Raw genomic sequence first — 15654 nt, 5'->3', positions numbered from 1 at the left:
AGGGCACGTCCTGTGCCCCCTCGGCTTGGGGCGACGTCCTGTCACCCCATTCGTACTACACTACGGCATGTCGAAAATACGGGCTCAAATGGGCTTCGTCGGAGCGATCTCTCCGAGGATCAGCGTTTTTAGAGATGCCCTAAAGACAGTGGAGCCGGACTTTGAATCGGCTCCACTGTCTTTTTATTTCTCTATTGGCCTGACCCACCCTCTGTCGTCCATTATGGCGTAGAGGGACGGAAGGACCACCAGCACCAAAAGGGTTGCTCCTATGAGGCCGAAGACGACGCTCACAGCCAGAGGGATCAGCACCTGGGCCTGAAGGTTTCGTTCGAACATCAGAGGGACCATTCCCGCCACGGTGGTCATAGTCGTCAGGAATATGGCCCTGAACCTGTCACCGCTGGCCCCCTTAGCCGCCTGGACGACCGAAAGCCCCTGCTCCATCCCCATCCTTATGAACTCCACCAGCAGTATCGAGTTGTTCACCACCACACCGGCGAGGGAGACGAACCCCATTATCCCGGGCATGCTCAGAGGTATGTTCATTATCAGCGCCCCTGAGATCACGCCTATAAAGGCGAAGGGGATGGCAAGAAGCACCACCAGAGGCTCTATGTAGCTTCTGAACTGGAAACACAGCAGGACGAATATGCCGAGCACTCCCAGCAGAAGGGCCCTCTTCATGGACGCCTGGGTCTCCCCCATCTCTCCTGCCTCTCCGTCCAGGGTCATGGACAGGTCTGGATATTTTCGCTCAAACTCGGGCAGATAGATCTGTCTCATATAGGTGAGTATGTCGGCGGTGTTGCCCAGTGCTGTGTTCACGTCACCCACGACCGTCACGGTCTTGACCCCGTTCAGCCTGTGTATTCTGCTCCATGGCCTCTCGTATTCCAGCGATACCAGGCTGCCGAGAGGGGCATCAGCCCCACCGGGGAGGGCCACAGGGAGATCCATCAGGCTGCGAACGTCCTCCACGTCCTTATCGCTGAGCTTGACGTTGACCTCGAACCCCTCCGCCCCCACCTGGAACGAGTCCACCACCTCGCCGTAAAAGGCCCTTCTGACCTGCCTAGCGATCTCGCCGGAGGGAAGACCCATGGCCAAGACTCCAGGAAGGGGTTTTAGCACTATCTCAGGCCTTCCGGGCTTCATGTCGTCGTCCAGGTCTCTCACGCCACGAATCCCCTCAAGCCAGCGACGGAGGTCGATAGAGGCATCTTTGAGCCTTCCGAGGTCGGCCCCCTTAAGGCGGATCTCTATGGCCCTTCCCTGAGGCCCTAAAGTCGGCTCGGCGAAGGTCAGGGACAGGACCCCCGGTATCTGACCCACAGCGGAGCTCCAGGAGTCCACCAGCTGATCCACGGTGAAGCCACGCTTATCCGCAGGTATCAGGTTGACCTTGACGGTTGCAACGTGGGACCCCCTCTCGTCCAGGCCCCGGTGTATCCCGTATTCCACCGCCCTATGGGTAACCATGTCCGATAGGTCCATGGACTTGGACGCCTCTACGATAAAATCAACAGCCATCTCGGTCTGGGACAGGGAGGTTCCCTGGGGCATCGTTATTCTGGCCTCGAGGACGTCTCCGTCCATGTCGGCGAAGGCCTGGACCTTAACTACTCCCCCTATGACCAGGGCGAGAGAGCCCAGCAGGAGGAACACCGTCAGGCCCAGGGTCCAGTAGCGGTTGTCCACCGCCCTGTCTACGACCCTCATGACCCACCGATCCCTGACGTAGACCATGCCGAGGTTAACCTTCTCTCTGTATTTATCCGTAAACCCAACTCTATCCTTTGAGTGGGCCAGGTGATGGGGCAGTATGAAAAAAGCCTCCACCAGGCTGACCGCCAGGACGGAGAGAAGCACCACCGGTATGGGCTGAAACACCCTGCCCATCTGCCCCTGTATTGTCAAAAGAGGCACGAAAACCGCAGCTGTGGTCAAAAAGGACGAAAGGACCCCGGTCCAAACCTCTTTGAGGCCGTCGGCGGCTGCATCTAGAGGCCTCTTGCCCATGGCGAGGTGCTTGGCGATATTCTCCGAGATCACTATGGCGTCGTCCATCACCAACCCAAGCCCCATAAGAAGGGCCACCATGGACACCATGTTGAGGGTCTGACCAAGTATCGGAAAAAGGAACAGAGCGCCAAGAAAAGACACAGGCAACCCCATGGCGACCCACAGGGAGTACCTGCCGTTGAAAAACAAAAACAGCGTTGTAAAAACCAGGAGGAAGCCCTGGAAACCGTTTTTTAGTAGCATATCCAATCTGTCCCTGACGATGGTCGTGTAGTCATCGGTCAGGCTGATAGAGACCCCAGGGGGCAGTTGGGGAGTCTTGCCCTTCAGGTATCCCTTGATCTCATCCAACACCCTCAGAGAATCCTCGGTGTCGGTCTTGCTGACGACTATAAAGGCGGCCCTTTCGCCGTCGAAGAGTATTTTATCCTCCTCCACCTCGAAATCGTCCAGGACATCAGCAACGTCCCCCAGGAGGATCCGTCCCCCGTCCGGTCCCTCGGATATCACCATGGAATCAAGGGCCTCTTTGCTCCTGCGCCTCTCTGCGACCCTGAGGGAGATCTTTCTGGCGGAGGACTCTATAAAGCCCACCGGAAGGTCCACGTTCTGAGATCCCACCGATCTGACCACGTCTCCCACGGTCAGGCCGTGCTGCCTTAGCAGGGGAAGGGACACCATAACCTGGTACTGTCGATCGGAGAAGCCCGAAAGCTGGGCCTGAGACACCCCGGGCAGAGCCCTTATTTCGTCCCTTATCCTCCTGCTATAGGCCCTCAGCACCGACGGCTCCATCGGACCGGTCACAGCCAGGGAGACCACCGGCTTGGTCTGCCCTAAAAGCCTGACGACGGGCTTTTCGGCGTCCTCGGGCAGGTCGTCGATGGCCTCGACCTCGGTCTTGATGTCGTTTAAAAATACCGAGCTGTCCCAGTCGGGCTCCATCTCCGCCGTGACGATCCCCAGACCGTCCCTGGACTCGGACCTCACCTCCCGGACGTACCTAACCGACGATATGGCGTCCTCGACGAGCTGGACGACCGACTCATCCACCTCGTCGGCGGTCGCACCAGGGTAGGCCACAGTGACGGAGACCCGTTTTGGCAGGAAGTCAACGAATGTCTCCCTCCTTAGCTCCGGCAAAGCCATCATCCCCAATATCATGAAAATCGCCATCATCAGGTTTGCCGACGTGGGATGTCGAAGGAAGAAGCGGATCATCTTCGCCCATCCTCCAGATCAAAGGGCTTAAGCTTCATCCCAGGCACAGGGGCCTCTAGCTCGGAGATCACCACCGTCTCCCCCTCCGTCAGGCCGGAGAGAACCAACGCTCCCTCGCCCTCCGCTCGGTGCATCCTCACATCTCTGTACTCGAGACGGGAGTTCGAGTCCACCACGTAGACCATACCGTCCCTGACCGACTCCTTCGGTATCTCCATCACCACGGAGGAGGAGGGACAGAATATCCTGACGTTACAGGTTATCCCGGGAACCAACTCCAACCCCTCTTTCGATGTGACGTCGTCGACCCGAATTATCAGGCCGATCGTTCTGGTTAAGGGGTCCACCGCATGAGATCCTCGATCGAGATGTCCCTTCCAGTTGAAACTGCCATCCCGCCCCTGAAATATCACGTCTGCCTCGACGATCCCCTTGTCGGACAGGCCGAGGACCTCCATCCGATCCAGGCCTATCTTGACCGGAATCTCCAGAGACGCCACGTCCTCGACCCTCAGGAGCTCCCGTCCCTGGGGGACGAACTGGGATCCCTCCACCGCCACCCCCGCCACCCTTCCGTCGAAAGGAGCGGACATCACGCAGTGGGCCAGGTCCAGCTTCGCCTTTGAGAGAGCGGCCTCAAGGGACGCCATCTTGGCCTTCAGGGTCTCCACCCTGCTGGGCATGAGGGCCAGGGCCGACTCGAGGGTCTGGACCTTCTGCCTCTCGCCAAGGTAGAGCCTCTCGAGCCTGTCCACCTCCGACTGGCTGGTTGAATCTTTTTTCAGGAGTCCCCTGTAGCGTTCCAGGTCCTTCTGATACAGGGCGAGGGACTTTTTAGCTATGGATAGTGACTCCCTCTCATGACGCTCCTGGACACCCAAGCTTTGGAGTTCCCACTTGGCCTGGTTCAGCGCCGATTCCTGCTGATCCACCGCCAGCTGATACACCTGGTCGTCGACTTTAACCATGACCTCGCCCTCGGACACCAGCTCGCCCTCTTTCAGACGGGGGTTGACGTAGGCGACCCTGCCGGAGACGTCCGCCACTCCGTGCCATACCCTGGAGGGAGACACAACCCCGTAGCCCGATATCCAAGGAGTTCCATCGTAACGCCGGACCTTTGCGACCCTGACTGGGACGCTTATCTCTCCGTCCAGGACCACCGAGGGAGGATCCTCTCGAAGCTTTGCGGCGAAGATCACCGCAGCCACCCCTGCCATTACCGGAAGTAACCACAAAATCCTCTTTATCCTCAAGCCATAACCCCCCTAAAAAACACCTTGAGGACCTTCTCAGAGAAGTCAGATCCTTCCTCCACCAGGTTAGGGCTGAAGCTCCGCACCAGGTCCCTCTGAAAACGGTAGAAGTTGACCATCGAGGCCAGACAGTAGCTCATTACCTTGGGGTCCACGTCGTCCCGAAAGACCCCCTGACCTATACCGTCCTTAAACGCCTTTACCAAAAAACCGAACACCCTGGGAAAGACCTCCCTCTGAAGCTCCTCCAGCATAGGGCTTGGAGAGTTCATCTCGTGGTGCAGTATCCTGGCCAGGCAGGGGTTCTCGTCGTGGACCTTGGACACCGACCTAGCATAGTGGGCCACCCTTTCCATCGGCGACAACAGTCCCACCGACGGATCGTCGAAAAGCCCCTTCACCTCCGAGACGAGCCCTCCCAGGATCTCCCGGTAAAGCCCCTCCTTGCCCCCAAAGTAGTAGGAGATCATTGACACGTTGGTCCCTGCCGCTCTGGCTATCTCCCTTACCGACGTCCCCATGTAGCCCTTTGTGGAGAAAAGCTCCTTGCCTGCCTCTATAAGCACATCCATTGAACTGTCCATCGTCATGACTACCTCCTCGGTCAAACGTTTGTTTGCTCAGTTCCATTTTAAAGCCCCCCTTCTCCGAAAGCAAGGGGGGCTTCGTCGGAACGGTCTCTCCGAGGGAGTTCTAACGTAAGTTTTAGAGATAGCCTATGTCCCCTCAGGGGATCCCAGATCTACCTGAAGCCTGGCAAGCTCGTCGAAGTCGGGCTCCGGGGATTCAAACAGCCTCTCTCCCAGATCGGACGTTAACCTCACTCCGACGCCGGGTTCTACCACGCCGACAGGGTAGAGGGAAACTATGCCCTGGAGCTCGGCCCTGGCTCGTTCAAGAATGTCCTGAGGCAACGTCACCACCAGCGCCCCGGAGGAGATCATCCTCATAGGGTCGAAACCGAAGGCCAGTGAAAAACGCTCCACCACGACGGGAACGGGAAGGGAGGCCTGATCTATCCTAAAGGAGAGATCAGCTCCATGGGCCATCTCCGCCATGGCCTCCAGCACCCCTCCCCTGGTGGGATCGTGCATGGCGGTCGCACCGAGGGAGGCGAGTTTCAGAGCCTCTTTGACCACCGACAGCTCGTCCGCAAGGGCCCTCGCCTCGGAGATATCCGAATCGGAAAGGCCCAGGGACCGACATTTTTCCCGGTAGTCCCAGGCTAGGATGGCGGTCCCCTCGAGGCCGACGCCTCTGGTTATGCAGACCACATCGCCCTCCTTGGCTCCGCCGGTGGGGATGACTCGGTCCTGGGCGATACCCATGGCTGTCACCGCGGCGAGAGTCCTGGAAAGGGCGGCGGTGTAGCCACTGTGACCGCCTATTATTGTGACCGATATACCCTTGGCCGCAGCCACAGCCTCCTCCATAACCTTTTTGAGCAAGTCATCGCCGCCGACAGGGGTCAGCACCAGTATCTGGGCCCATCTAGGCCTGACCCCGCTGGCGGCCAGGTCATTGCAGGCCACGTGGATCGCCAGCCGCCCCAAGCCCTCGGCCGCACCGACGATGGGGTCCACGTGGGAGGCCAGGAGGGACGACCCTGTGTCCACCAGAGCGATGTCCTCGCCGAAAAGGCTCCCCAACATGACCGACCGATCCTTGGGCTGGGAGGCAAGCGGACCGTAGACCGCTCGGTCCATGACGGACCTGGAGAACTTGGACATCAGCGACCTCCCTCTCTATTTGCCTTCCGGAGGTTCCTGGCGTAGAAGACGTCCCCTCGCCACGACGTCCGGGTCACGTCTCCACTGGCGACCATCTCCTCGACGATGGCCATATCGTCACCCTCTTCCCTCAGGAAACGGGCTACTGCCGCCTCCTTCATGGGGTGGACCGACATTATGGAGAGTAACCCTTCCCTGGCGTCACCGGTCCTGGTGAAATCGTCTCCCTCGTAGGCGTTCAGGATCATCGGGTTCAGCCCCTGGGACTCCAATATAGCGGTGGCGACCGCCAGCCGCTCCTCGTCGACACAGGCTACGTCGGGACACGCCGGGGGCCTGGTGGGAGAGGAGAGACGGCAGACGTCCGGCGACAAAGCGGATAAAAAGGCGGCCAGGGCCTCCAGATGGTCGTCTTGGTCGTTGGCCCCTGCCAGCAACATGGTCTCGGTCTCCAGATGCCCCCTATAATCCGAGGAAAAAGCCCTGAGGCCTTCCATTATTCCGTCGAAGGACAGCCCCTTATGAGGCCTGTCAACGAACCGCCATACAGGCTCGGTCGCCCCGTCGACCTTGAGGGAAACCCAGTCGAAGGCCATAAGGTCCTCCCTTACCTCCCTATCCCCTATCAGGGACGAGTTGGTTATCACCGCAAGGGGAACTCCGTAGCCCTTCAGCCCCCGGGCCAGCTCCCCTATCCTCAGGTCCAGCGTCGGTTCGCCGTCCGGGACGAACGCCATGTAGTCCACCGGATCGCCCGATTCTCTCAGCTCCTCCAGTTTTCTGCCGACCTCGGCGATTATCGAAGACGGCTCGAAGAAGTTTCGCCTATCTATGGACATATTCAGAGTGCTTCCCAGCTGACAGTAGCGACAGGCGTAGCTGCACACCTTGGGAGGGATGTGGTTGATCCCCAGGCTTCTCCCCAGCCTACGGGACGGGACAGGACCGAAAACTTGCATGAAAAGACCCCCTTCAGGACGATATCTCTGTAGTCATAATGAGAATACATCTCACAAGCCACAGATGGTATACCCAGAAGAACGGATTTTCACGGCTTTCTGGACCAATTACAAAAAAGAGACAGCCGAGCCACCCATCAGGGAGCTCGGCTATCTCTCTACGTCTAAAAGCTTACCACCAAGGACGTAAACGGCTGGTGAGGCTGTCGACCGCATCCCTGGGACCGTGGATCAATATGCCCATGTAATCCAGCTCCTGCTCGTCCATATCCTCCAAGGTCTGGGACAGTTCGCCGTCTCCAGCGGTGTCCAAGAAGACAGATGGACAGTCCACCACCATGAGCTCGGGGGTCTCTCTGGCCTTGTTCAGAGCCTCCCTGAGCTGGGCGACCTTGCCCTTGAAGACCTCCACTGGGTAGCGAGGCAGCCCTCTGTGACGGACACCGGATCTATCGGTAAGCCATTCCACTCCCATGTGGTCCTCTCCAAAGGCTCCCATGGAGGTGCCAAGATGGGCGGCAACCGTAAGAGCAACCCCTATCTTCAGCTTGGCGTTCAGCACTATAACCGACTTTCTCTCTCTGTAGTCGTAATCCATAGTTCGTCAAATCTCCCCTTTCAAATGTTGCGACGGAGAAAAACCCGCCGTTCCGTCTCCCCACCTGTTCGGGGCCTGTGTCTAGTGTACCAGCTTTTGGGATTTCCTGTGAAAAAAGACGGGGGAAGAGCGTAAGCCCCTCCCCCACACTATCAGTCTAAAGGGCATCTCTAAAAACTCACTTTTGAGTCCCCTCGGAGAGACCGTCCCGACTGCGCCCTGGCCCAACCGTATACTCGACCTGCCTGTTCCGTACGAACCGCCTCGGAGGGCACGTCCTGTGCCCCCTCGGCTTGGGGCGACGTCCTGTCGCCCCATCCGTACTCAAAGGCGGCATGTCGAGTATACGGGCTCAAGTGGGCTACGTCGGAACGATCTCTCCGAGGAGCAACGTTTTCAGAGATTCTCTAAAGATATGGAGGGACTGTCCGGGCCAAGGAGATGGATCGAGACCTCTCCTCCGCAGTGATCCCTGACCATCTGTGCCAGTTCCTCCGCCATAAGAGACAGGTCCTCGACGGAGACCGGAGGCATTCCCTCGACGTTTATGGCGACGTCCTCGGTTTCCTCGGTTATCTTGCTCCTGTCGCCGTTCTTCCAACACCAGCCACGGCAGAACACGTCTCCGTTTCCGTCGTCGAAGTAGATCACCTCTCCAGGCTCTGGGTGCTCCACGACGTCGGCCTTTCCAAGGGGGACGTAGGATTCGTCCCCTGTGGCAAAATCGAGTTTAAGGTCTCCTGTGACCACCGACAGGTCGTCCCCACCGCAGGGAACTTTGTGTCTCAGGCTGATCACGTTGAAGATACAGACCAGCTTGTTGACGAAGGGCAGGTCGGTCCCCTTTACTGTGCGTTTTATAAGGTTGGCCACCGAGGGGGGATATTTGTTGGGGTTTATCCCCAGTGACCTGAACACCTCGACCCAGGAGGCTATCGCGGGGATATCCCTGTGGTCCGAGGATCCCACCTCCTGGCGGACCGCCGATTCGGCCTCTCGGAGCTTGGAAAGGAGGGAGGGCTCCTCTCCCCGGTTGTTCGCACCTCTGACCAGGACCACCGCCCTGTGATATCCCTGGAATCTGTCGAAAACACCGTCGCATATATTTATTTTCATAACTACCTCCAATTTTTGGATTAAAGCAACCCAGCAACCTGAGCCGCCGTGACCACCAGCATGAGGGCAAAACAGTAGTTCAGCGCCCTTCTCTTTGAGGAGCTGCCCATAAATCGGTCGATCCCCGCCCCGAAGGAGGCCCAGAGGATCAGGGAGAACAGGCACACCACCGCTATGACCAGAGCGGAGAGAAGGACCGGGCCAAGCCTGGAAAGTATGGAGCTAAAGAACACTGTGTAGAGGGTAAGGCTGAACACCACCGCCTTACCGTTGACGCACTGGAGGATCATTCCCTTGACGAACCCCCTGGCGACTTCCCCCTTGCTGGTCGAGTCTCCCCCTGGTTTCTCCTTGACCAGACCCCATGCCAGCCAGAGTATGTAGGCCGCACCGACCCACTTAACGATCCCCTCAAGTTGAGGAACGGCGGTCATCAAACCTCCAGAGAAAAGCCCACAGAGGGTCAACAGAAGAAAAAATCCTGTGGCTATGCCGTACATATAGCTCCACGTCCGTCTCATGCCGAACTTGGCGGCCATGGCCGCACTGCTGACGTTGTTGGGACCGGGGGTGTAGAGGGTTATCACCACAAAAGGGACCAACGCCGCAAAATCTATCTCGCTCAATACAGCCCCTCCTTTCACGTAAAGTTCTAAACTGACGAAGTCCCGCAATTCTACACCAAAAATCACGACAGGTGTAGTTATCTACCTGTCGTTCACAAAAAATAGACGCAAAAAAGGGCCCCGTCGGGGATCAAGTCCCGACGGGGCCCTAGACCTTTCGGCCAAACCCAGGAGAGGTTACCGGCCCGATCCTGGAAGGGGGGAATACGAGGATAATTATAAGACCAAATATTCGATTTTGGAATCACGAAAAGACTGATTCATTCCTCACGGAAAGGATTACTTGTCCGGCCTCATCATCGCCTGGGCCCTCATGTCCTTCGGCATCTTCTCTATGGCGTACCTGAGGGAGGTGCGGGGCATGACGTCCCTGTGTTCCATGACGTAGTCGAAAACCTCGTCCTGGTGCTTTTCGCAGGTGACCTTCAAGAGCCATCCGTAACCCTTTCGGACCATGTCGTCGCCGTCGGTCATAAGGATATCGGCGATCTGAAAGACCTCGCCTTTGAAGAGGCCCTTCTTGGCGGGGACTATCAACGACACCGCCGAGGCCCTCCTCATCCAGCGGCTTGGAGAGCCGGTCCAGACCTTGAGCCTCTCAACCAAGCCGGGGTAGGACTCCACCATGAAACCCACCGAGTGGTTGCAGAAGGTGTCGCAGGTGGCCCAGTTGTCCACGTAAGTCTCAACCCATCGCTCCATGACGGAAAAATCTCCCTCGTCGTAACGGTCCCTATTTGCGTAGACCCAGTTACAGGCTATGAAGCATTCCTCCAAGATGCCGGAACGCCATAGCTCCTCGCAGAGGGAGAACATCTCGGTTTTAGGGAGGGATTTTACGGGCCCAATGTATTTTTTCGCTATGCCGTTGACCGCAGGGGTCCTCACGCCGTAAAGACGGACCTCCTCTTTGAAGAACCTCTTGCCGCTTTCCCTGAACTCCTCGCTGGAGCTATCTCGGAGCTCGCCACGTATCCTATCTATTAGATCGCTCATACTCATCCTCCTGCTGTAAGACGTATATTCCCATTTTAGCAACGAAAAGCCCTCTCAGGTCTATGAGAACTGTGTTAGAATGAGAAACATAGCACAAACGGGAAGGGGGGAAATCATGGAAACCAGAGTGGCAATCATAGGGATCATCGTCGAGGACAAGGACTCGGTGGAGGAGCTGAACTCCATACTCCATAACTACGGAAAGTGGATCATCGGCAGGATGGGGCTCCCATACCAGCAAAGGGAGATAAGCATCATCAGCATCGCCATGGACGCCCCTAACGACGAGATCAGCGCCCTGTCGGGCAAACTGGGGAAATTGCCCGGGGTAACCGCCAAGACGACCTACGCGAAGCTCAAGGGAGAGGAATAAAAACTAATCTTTTACTGAAGGGAAAGACATCTCTGACCCGACGAAGAAAGGACGATTTCAAATGTACGATCCAAAATCGAACGAAGCAGGGAAATTTATAGATCACCAGGAGATAACCGAGAGCCTGGCATGGGCTCACGAGAACAGGACAAACCGGGCCCTCATAGACGAGATCCTGGACAAGGCCAGAACAAGGAAGGGGCTATCCCACCGAGAGGGCTCGGTCCTCCTTGCCTGCGAGCTTGAGGATAAAAACCAGGAGATATTCGCCCTGGCGGAGCAGATAAAGAAGGACTTCTACGGCAATAGAATAGTCCTCTTCGCTCCCCTATACCTATCAAACTACTGCATAAACTCCTGCGTGTACTGTCCCTACCACGTGACGAACAAGAACATCGCCAGGAAAAAGCTCACCCAGGAGGAAATCAAACGAGAAGTCACCGCCCTTCAGGACATGGGACACAAGAGACTGGCCATCGAGTCGGGAGAACACCCGACCATGAGCCCTATCGACTATATCCTGGAGAGCATAGATACCATATACAGCTGCACCCACAAAAACGGGGCCATCAGGAGGCTGAACGTCAACATAGCCGCCACCACAGTGGAGGACTACCGAAGCCTCAGAGACGCCGAGATCGGGACTTATATCCTATTTCAGGAAACCTACCACAGGGAGAGCTACGAAAAACTCCACCCCGCGGGGCCAAAACACGACTATAAATGGCACACCGAGGCCATGGACCGGGCCATGCTGGGGGGAATCGACGACGTCGGCATAGGGGCCCTCTTCGGCCTGGAGCTTTACCGCTACGAGTTCGCCGGGCTGCTCATGCACGCCGAGCACCTGGAGGCCCGTTTCGGCGTAGGCCCTCACACCATCAGCGTACCGAGGATAAGGAAGGCCGACGATATCGACCCCTCCACCTTCGACAACGGCATAGACGACGACACCTTCGCCAAGATAGTGGCCTGCCTTCGGGTCTCGGTTCCCTACACCGGCATGATCGTCTCCACCAGGGAAAGCCAAAAGAGCCGGGAGAGGGTATTGCACCTAGGGGTATCCCAGATCAGCGGAGGATCAAAGACCAGCGTCGGAGGATACTGCGAGCCAGAGAGTGACGACGACAACTCGGAGCAGTTCGACACCAGCGACAAGAGGACCCTTGAGGAGGTCATCCGGTGGCTTATGGACATGGACTACATCCCCAGCTTCTGCACCGCCTGCTACAGGGAGGGCAGGACGGGGGACCGGTTCATGAGCCTGTGCAAGAGCGGCCAAATCCAGAACTGCTGTCACCCCAACGCCCTCATGACCCTGAAGGAATACCTGGAGGACTACGCCTCAACCGATACCAAGTCCATCGGTGAATCGCTCATCACCAGGGAGCTGGGCAACATCCCCAAGGAGAAGGTCCGTGGAGTGGTCATGGACCGATTGGGCAAGATAGAGCAGGGTATCAGGGACTTCCGGTTCTGAGCCGTTCCATATGGGAACCCAAAAAAGCCACCCCGCTGTCGGGGTGGCTTTAGCTGTCTTCGGCATCCTTTTTGCACTGAAATGGAGTTAAACATGGAGGCCACCACGGAGCTTAGTCATTTTGGACAGCGGACATAGCCGACCTAAGGTCCTCTCCTACTGCTAACCAGTCGGAGCGAAGGGCCTCCATATCTTTCTCAAGAGGATCTTTGTCGGAAATAGGGTCCTTTAAAGTCCCCCCAAGATCCAAGACAGCAGCAATTCCTAGAACAAAACTAGGCATATAGGTCGCTAACTTAGTCATAGACACTCCTCCTCTCTTCGATGATACAACAACATCCAGGCTAATTCCAGTAAAGGCAAAGCCCTCGCCCGATGTACGGGCAAGGGCTCTTTATTTTAGATCGCCTCGAAGGCCTGTTTCAGGTCGGCTATCAGGTCCTCCGGGGCCTCCAGGCCGACGGAGAGACGGATAAGCCCTTTGGAGATGCCAGCCTCAAGCTGCTCCTCGTCGGAGAGAGCCGAGTGGGTCATAGACGCGGGGTGCTGGATGAGCGACTCGGTGTCCCCCAGGCTAACCGCCAGAATCCAGAGCTTGACGGAGTTTATGAACTTCTTACCAGCGTCGAAACCGTCCTTCAGCTCCATGGTTATTATCGCCCCGTAGAGGGCCATCTGTCTGTCCGCCAGCTCCTTCTGTGGGAAGGAGTCCAGGCCGGGATAGCTGACCTTGGCCACCTCGGGACGGCTCTCAAGGAACTGGGCGATCTTCATGGCGCTTTCACAGTGACGAGGAACTCGGACGTGAAGGGTCTTCATGCCCCTAAGGAGCAAATAGGCGTCGAAGGGGGATAAAGTGGCACCGGTTAGGTCCTTAAGGCCCTCCATCTTAACCTTTCCGATAAACTCCTTGGTCCCCACCACGATACCGGCGATTACGTCGCCATGTCCGTTGAGGTATTTTGTGGCGGAGTGAACCACCACGTCGGCGCCGAGCTCAAGGGGCCTCTGGATCACCGGTGTGCAGTAGGTGTTGTCCACTATGAGCATGGCTCCGTGGTCGTGGGCTATCTTCGCCAGCGCCTGTATGTCCACCAGGTCCATGGTGGGGTTGGCGGGGGATTCGCAGTAGATAACCTTGGTGTTGGGCTTCAGGGCGTCTTTGACCTTGTCCAGGTCTCTAAGGTCCATAAAGGTGGACTCTATTCCGAAACGGGGGAACTGATGGGCCATCAGGGAGTAGGTGCAGCCGTAGAGAGATCTGGCAGCTATGGCGTGATCGCCGCTGGAGAGGGCGGTCCAAAGCACCGACGCTATGGCTCCGATACCGGAAGCCGCTACCGCCGCAGCCTCCCCTCCCTCGAGGGCGGCTATCTTTTCCTCCACAGCGGTGTGGTTGGGGTTGCCTAACCTGGTGTAGATATAGCCTTCCTCCTCGCCCTTAAACCTCTTGGCGCCTTCGTCGGCGTTTTTGAACGCAAAGGTGGACGTCTGATAGATAGGGGTGGAAAGGGCTCCGGTCTCGTGATCGGGGTGGTTGCCACTGTGGACGCATTTTGTCTCAAAACGATAGGTCATTCCGAAATTACCTCCTTTATGTTGGCGGTTCACTAATACCATTGTATCACTCGGCGGGCCTATGTATATCCCTGCTGGTGGGCCGATATTCTATCTCCATAGGACCGTCGTATTTTCCCTCCACCATGGCGAAAAAGATCTCTATGAGTTTTTTGCAGAGCTCAGGATCGTCGTATCGCCTCTCCGCCGTCTCGGCCCAGTGTCTAAGCTGACGATGGACGGAAAAGCTGTGCCGCCGGTAAAATCCCGGCCAGTAGTCCGCACGGACGTGCTCGGTTAAAAGGGCTATTATCTCCGCAGGATCCTCGGGCAAAGTTAGGTTTACCGGAAGCTCCGCCAGGTCCTCGGCGGTTATTCTGCCGTCCATAGCGAGACTGGTGGCGTAGGACCTCTGGCTCTCAGGGGTCAAGGTCGCAAGCCTATCGACGAAGAGCTTTTCCCAGGTGGACATGGTCCCTAAAGATCCGAGAACCGACGAGACAACCTCGTCCATCTCGGGATAAGTCCTCTGCACATATTCCGCAACGGTTTCAGCCCGAGCCTGGCTGGCCGCCCCAGCTAAGAGACAAAGGACCGCTAAAACGGTCGACATCCTTTTTAACATTCAAACCCCTCCTGAATTATCGGATCACCCGGATATTATACATTGACGGACTATCTATGGCTTTTTGAACCCCTAAAGTATATCCTGAGTAGAAAAAAAGAAGGAGGTATGGACATGACCGCACTGACGCTGCTTTTCGACGAAGAGAATCCCTGCTGGGACCACGAATCGCTGGCCCTGGCAGGAGAGGACGCGGAGGGCCTGGAGGAGCTCCTCCGGCTTGGTCTCGCAAAAGGGATAGAGGGGACAGGGGCTATCCTTACGGAGAAGGGGATGGAGGAAAGGGCCAGGCTTGCCGTGGATATGGGGATACCGGCCTCTCCTTACGAGGTAAAAGACCCGTCCAGGTCTCTCTGGAGGACCAAGGTTCAGCATCTGATCGACAGGGCCTTTTTGGGGAGATGGGGACTGAAGGAGTTCTCCGTCGGCGAGTCCCTGCCGGTGGTCCCATACCTTCAGGGGGAGGACCTTTACCGCCTCGACGGCGACTCCTTCCGTTTCAGCTGGGAGGAAAGTCCCCTGGTCCGTTCCTTCTGCGACAGGTTTAACCGGTGGGGAGTTGCGGCCAGGGAGTTCCCCGCCCCAGGAGATGCCAAGCTAACCGAGTGGATCAAAGAAACTGGGTGCCCAACGGGATCGGTGGAGGTAGACGTGCTGCTGAGAAGCGGCTACGACTTCGACCACTACAGGACCATGGAAACCCGCCCAACCGATCGCTTTAAGCTGCAAAACGCCGACAGGCTTTTCTGCTTCAAGCCGGGGAACACCGAGGATGTCCTGACCCAGATAGGCCATATCCACCTGTTCATGTTGGGCCAGAGGCGGGTCTACATCCCGGGATGGAGCGATTTCGACTCGGCGGATCAGGAGAACTGGACGATGATACTCCTGATCGCCGACGACGAGAGGGAGCTGGACGGCCTTCAGGCCAGGCTGGCACCCTGGGAGAGGCCGCTTATCGAGCCAGCAAATCCTCTCTTCATTCTGGGGACGAGCCTGGAAAAGCTGAGGGAGGTTAAAGAGCCTAAAGAGACTATATACGACTGGTTCTGCGACGACCTCCGCCACATAGCCAGGCCCGACCGGTGAGGG

At 57.2% G+C, this 15654-nt stretch carries 15 protein-coding genes; 3 read left to right on the top strand and 12 right to left on the bottom strand.

Annotation, left to right across the window (positions count from 1 at the left end; all coding sequences use genetic code 11):
• Positions 1 to 183: 183 nt before the first annotated feature.
• The 9 genes from B9Y55_RS04665 to B9Y55_RS04625 form a co-directional block, all read right to left on the bottom strand.
• The gene (locus B9Y55_RS04665; RefSeq protein WP_085544205.1) at positions 184 to 3246 is read right to left on the bottom strand and encodes an efflux RND transporter permease subunit; all 3063 of its coding nucleotides are present in this window, start codon (positions 3244 to 3246) and stop codon (positions 184 to 186) included.
• Complete coding sequence (locus tag B9Y55_RS04660; protein ID WP_085544204.1) at positions 3243 to 4502, bottom strand: efflux RND transporter periplasmic adaptor subunit; 1260 nt, start codon at positions 4500 to 4502, stop codon at positions 3243 to 3245. Before B9Y55_RS04660 ends, B9Y55_RS04665 begins: the two co-directional genes overlap by 4 nt.
• The gene (locus B9Y55_RS04655; RefSeq protein ID WP_159448230.1) at positions 4499 to 5086 is read right to left on the bottom strand and encodes a TetR/AcrR family transcriptional regulator; all 588 of its coding nucleotides are present in this window, start codon (positions 5084 to 5086) and stop codon (positions 4499 to 4501) included. Before B9Y55_RS04655 ends, B9Y55_RS04660 begins: the two co-directional genes overlap by 4 nt.
• A 132-nt stretch (positions 5087 to 5218) precedes the next feature.
• Entirely contained in the window at positions 5219 to 6232 is a 1014-nt protein-coding gene (locus tag B9Y55_RS04650; protein ID WP_085544202.1) for an AIR synthase-related protein, read from the bottom strand.
• Positions 6232 to 7191: a radical SAM protein gene (locus B9Y55_RS04645; RefSeq protein WP_085544201.1), complete on the bottom strand. Its 960-nt coding sequence runs from the start codon at positions 7189 to 7191 to the stop codon at positions 6232 to 6234. The genes B9Y55_RS04650 and B9Y55_RS04645 overlap by 1 nt, the downstream gene beginning before the upstream one ends.
• Positions 7192 to 7363: 172 nt before the next feature.
• On the bottom strand, positions 7364 to 7789 hold the full coding sequence (locus B9Y55_RS04640) for a DUF2000 domain-containing protein (RefSeq protein WP_085544200.1): 426 nt from the start codon (positions 7787 to 7789) through the stop codon (positions 7364 to 7366).
• 396 nt (positions 7790 to 8185) lie between these two features.
• On the bottom strand, positions 8186 to 8905 hold the full coding sequence (locus tag B9Y55_RS04635) for a B3/B4 domain-containing protein (RefSeq protein WP_085544199.1): 720 nt from the start codon (positions 8903 to 8905) through the stop codon (positions 8186 to 8188).
• Positions 8906 to 8925: 20 nt separating this feature from the next.
• Positions 8926 to 9531 (bottom strand): LysE family translocator, encoded by a 606-nt coding sequence (locus tag B9Y55_RS04630; protein WP_085544198.1) that lies wholly within the window; start codon positions 9529 to 9531, stop codon positions 8926 to 8928.
• A 279-nt stretch (positions 9532 to 9810) separates the two neighbouring features.
• Positions 9811 to 10527, bottom strand: coding sequence for a DNA alkylation repair protein (locus B9Y55_RS04625; RefSeq protein ID WP_085544197.1), 717 nt, complete (start codon positions 10525 to 10527; stop codon positions 9811 to 9813).
• 115 nt (positions 10528 to 10642) lie between these two features.
• Between B9Y55_RS04625 and B9Y55_RS04620 the strand changes: the two genes are divergently transcribed.
• Positions 10643 to 10900 carry a TM1266 family iron-only hydrogenase system putative regulator gene (locus tag B9Y55_RS04620; protein WP_085544196.1) on the top strand — a complete coding sequence of 86 codons (258 nt, stop codon included), beginning with the start codon at positions 10643 to 10645 and terminating at the stop codon, positions 10898 to 10900.
• A gap of 61 nt (positions 10901 to 10961) precedes the next feature.
• Positions 10962 to 12380: a [FeFe] hydrogenase H-cluster radical SAM maturase HydG gene (gene hydG, locus B9Y55_RS04615; protein WP_085544195.1), complete on the top strand. Its 1419-nt coding sequence runs from the start codon at positions 10962 to 10964 to the stop codon at positions 12378 to 12380.
• Between the two features lie 112 nt (positions 12381 to 12492).
• Here hydG and B9Y55_RS04610 read toward each other — a convergent pair whose 3' ends face one another.
• The 3 genes from B9Y55_RS04610 to B9Y55_RS04600 form a co-directional block, all read right to left on the bottom strand.
• Positions 12493 to 12684, bottom strand: a complete 192-nt coding sequence (locus B9Y55_RS04610; protein WP_085544194.1) for a hypothetical protein — start codon at positions 12682 to 12684, stop codon at positions 12493 to 12495.
• Between the two features lie 95 nt (positions 12685 to 12779).
• The gene (locus B9Y55_RS04605; protein WP_085544193.1) at positions 12780 to 13958 is read right to left on the bottom strand and encodes a trans-sulfuration enzyme family protein; all 1179 of its coding nucleotides are present in this window, start codon (positions 13956 to 13958) and stop codon (positions 12780 to 12782) included.
• Positions 13959 to 14004: 46 nt separating this feature from the next.
• Positions 14005 to 14562 (bottom strand): hypothetical protein, encoded by a 558-nt coding sequence (locus tag B9Y55_RS04600; protein WP_085544192.1) that lies wholly within the window; start codon positions 14560 to 14562, stop codon positions 14005 to 14007.
• Positions 14563 to 14676: 114 nt separating this feature from the next.
• Between B9Y55_RS04600 and B9Y55_RS04595 the strand changes: the two genes are divergently transcribed.
• Entirely contained in the window at positions 14677 to 15651 is a 975-nt protein-coding gene (locus B9Y55_RS04595) for a hypothetical protein (RefSeq protein WP_085544191.1), read from the top strand.
• Positions 15652 to 15654: the final 3 nt, after the last annotated feature.

The organism is Dethiosulfovibrio salsuginis (assembly GCF_900177735.1).
GTDB lineage: Bacteria > Synergistota > Synergistia > Synergistales > Dethiosulfovibrionaceae > Dethiosulfovibrio > Dethiosulfovibrio salsuginis.
The sequence above is the reverse complement of the archived record's forward strand: the minus strand, read 5'-3'. Positions and strand labels throughout refer to the sequence as shown.

What these genes read in the sequence shown, in the direction of transcription:
- B9Y55_RS04665 (WP_085544205.1), bottom strand. Translation starts at nt 3,246, where the DNA reads ATGATCCGCTTCTTCCTTCGACATCCCACGTCGGCAAACCTGATGATG.
- B9Y55_RS04655 (WP_159448230.1), bottom strand. Translation starts at nt 5,086, where the DNA reads ATGGACAGTTCAATGGATGTGCTTATAGAGGCAGGCAAGGAGCTTTTC.
- B9Y55_RS04650 (WP_085544202.1), bottom strand. Translation starts at nt 6,232, where the DNA reads ATGTCCAAGTTCTCCAGGTCCGTCATGGACCGAGCGGTCTACGGTCCG.
- B9Y55_RS04645 (WP_085544201.1), bottom strand. Translation starts at nt 7,191, where the DNA reads ATGCAAGTTTTCGGTCCTGTCCCGTCCCGTAGGCTGGGGAGAAGCCTG.
- B9Y55_RS04640 (WP_085544200.1), bottom strand. Translation starts at nt 7,789, where the DNA reads ATGGATTACGACTACAGAGAGAGAAAGTCGGTTATAGTGCTGAACGCC.
- B9Y55_RS04635 (WP_085544199.1), bottom strand. Translation starts at nt 8,905, where the DNA reads ATGAAAATAAATATATGCGACGGTGTTTTCGACAGATTCCAGGGATAT.
- B9Y55_RS04625 (WP_085544197.1), bottom strand. Translation starts at nt 10,527, where the DNA reads ATGAGCGATCTAATAGATAGGATACGTGGCGAGCTCCGAGATAGCTCC.
- B9Y55_RS04620 (WP_085544196.1), top strand. Translation starts at nt 10,643, where the DNA reads ATGGAAACCAGAGTGGCAATCATAGGGATCATCGTCGAGGACAAGGAC.
- hydG (WP_085544195.1), top strand. Translation starts at nt 10,962, where the DNA reads ATGTACGATCCAAAATCGAACGAAGCAGGGAAATTTATAGATCACCAG.
- B9Y55_RS04610 (WP_085544194.1), bottom strand. Translation starts at nt 12,684, where the DNA reads ATGACTAAGTTAGCGACCTATATGCCTAGTTTTGTTCTAGGAATTGCT.
- B9Y55_RS04605 (WP_085544193.1), bottom strand. Translation starts at nt 13,958, where the DNA reads ATGACCTATCGTTTTGAGACAAAATGCGTCCACAGTGGCAACCACCCC.
- B9Y55_RS04600 (WP_085544192.1), bottom strand. Translation starts at nt 14,562, where the DNA reads ATGTTAAAAAGGATGTCGACCGTTTTAGCGGTCCTTTGTCTCTTAGCT.
- B9Y55_RS04595 (WP_085544191.1), top strand. Translation starts at nt 14,677, where the DNA reads ATGACCGCACTGACGCTGCTTTTCGACGAAGAGAATCCCTGCTGGGAC.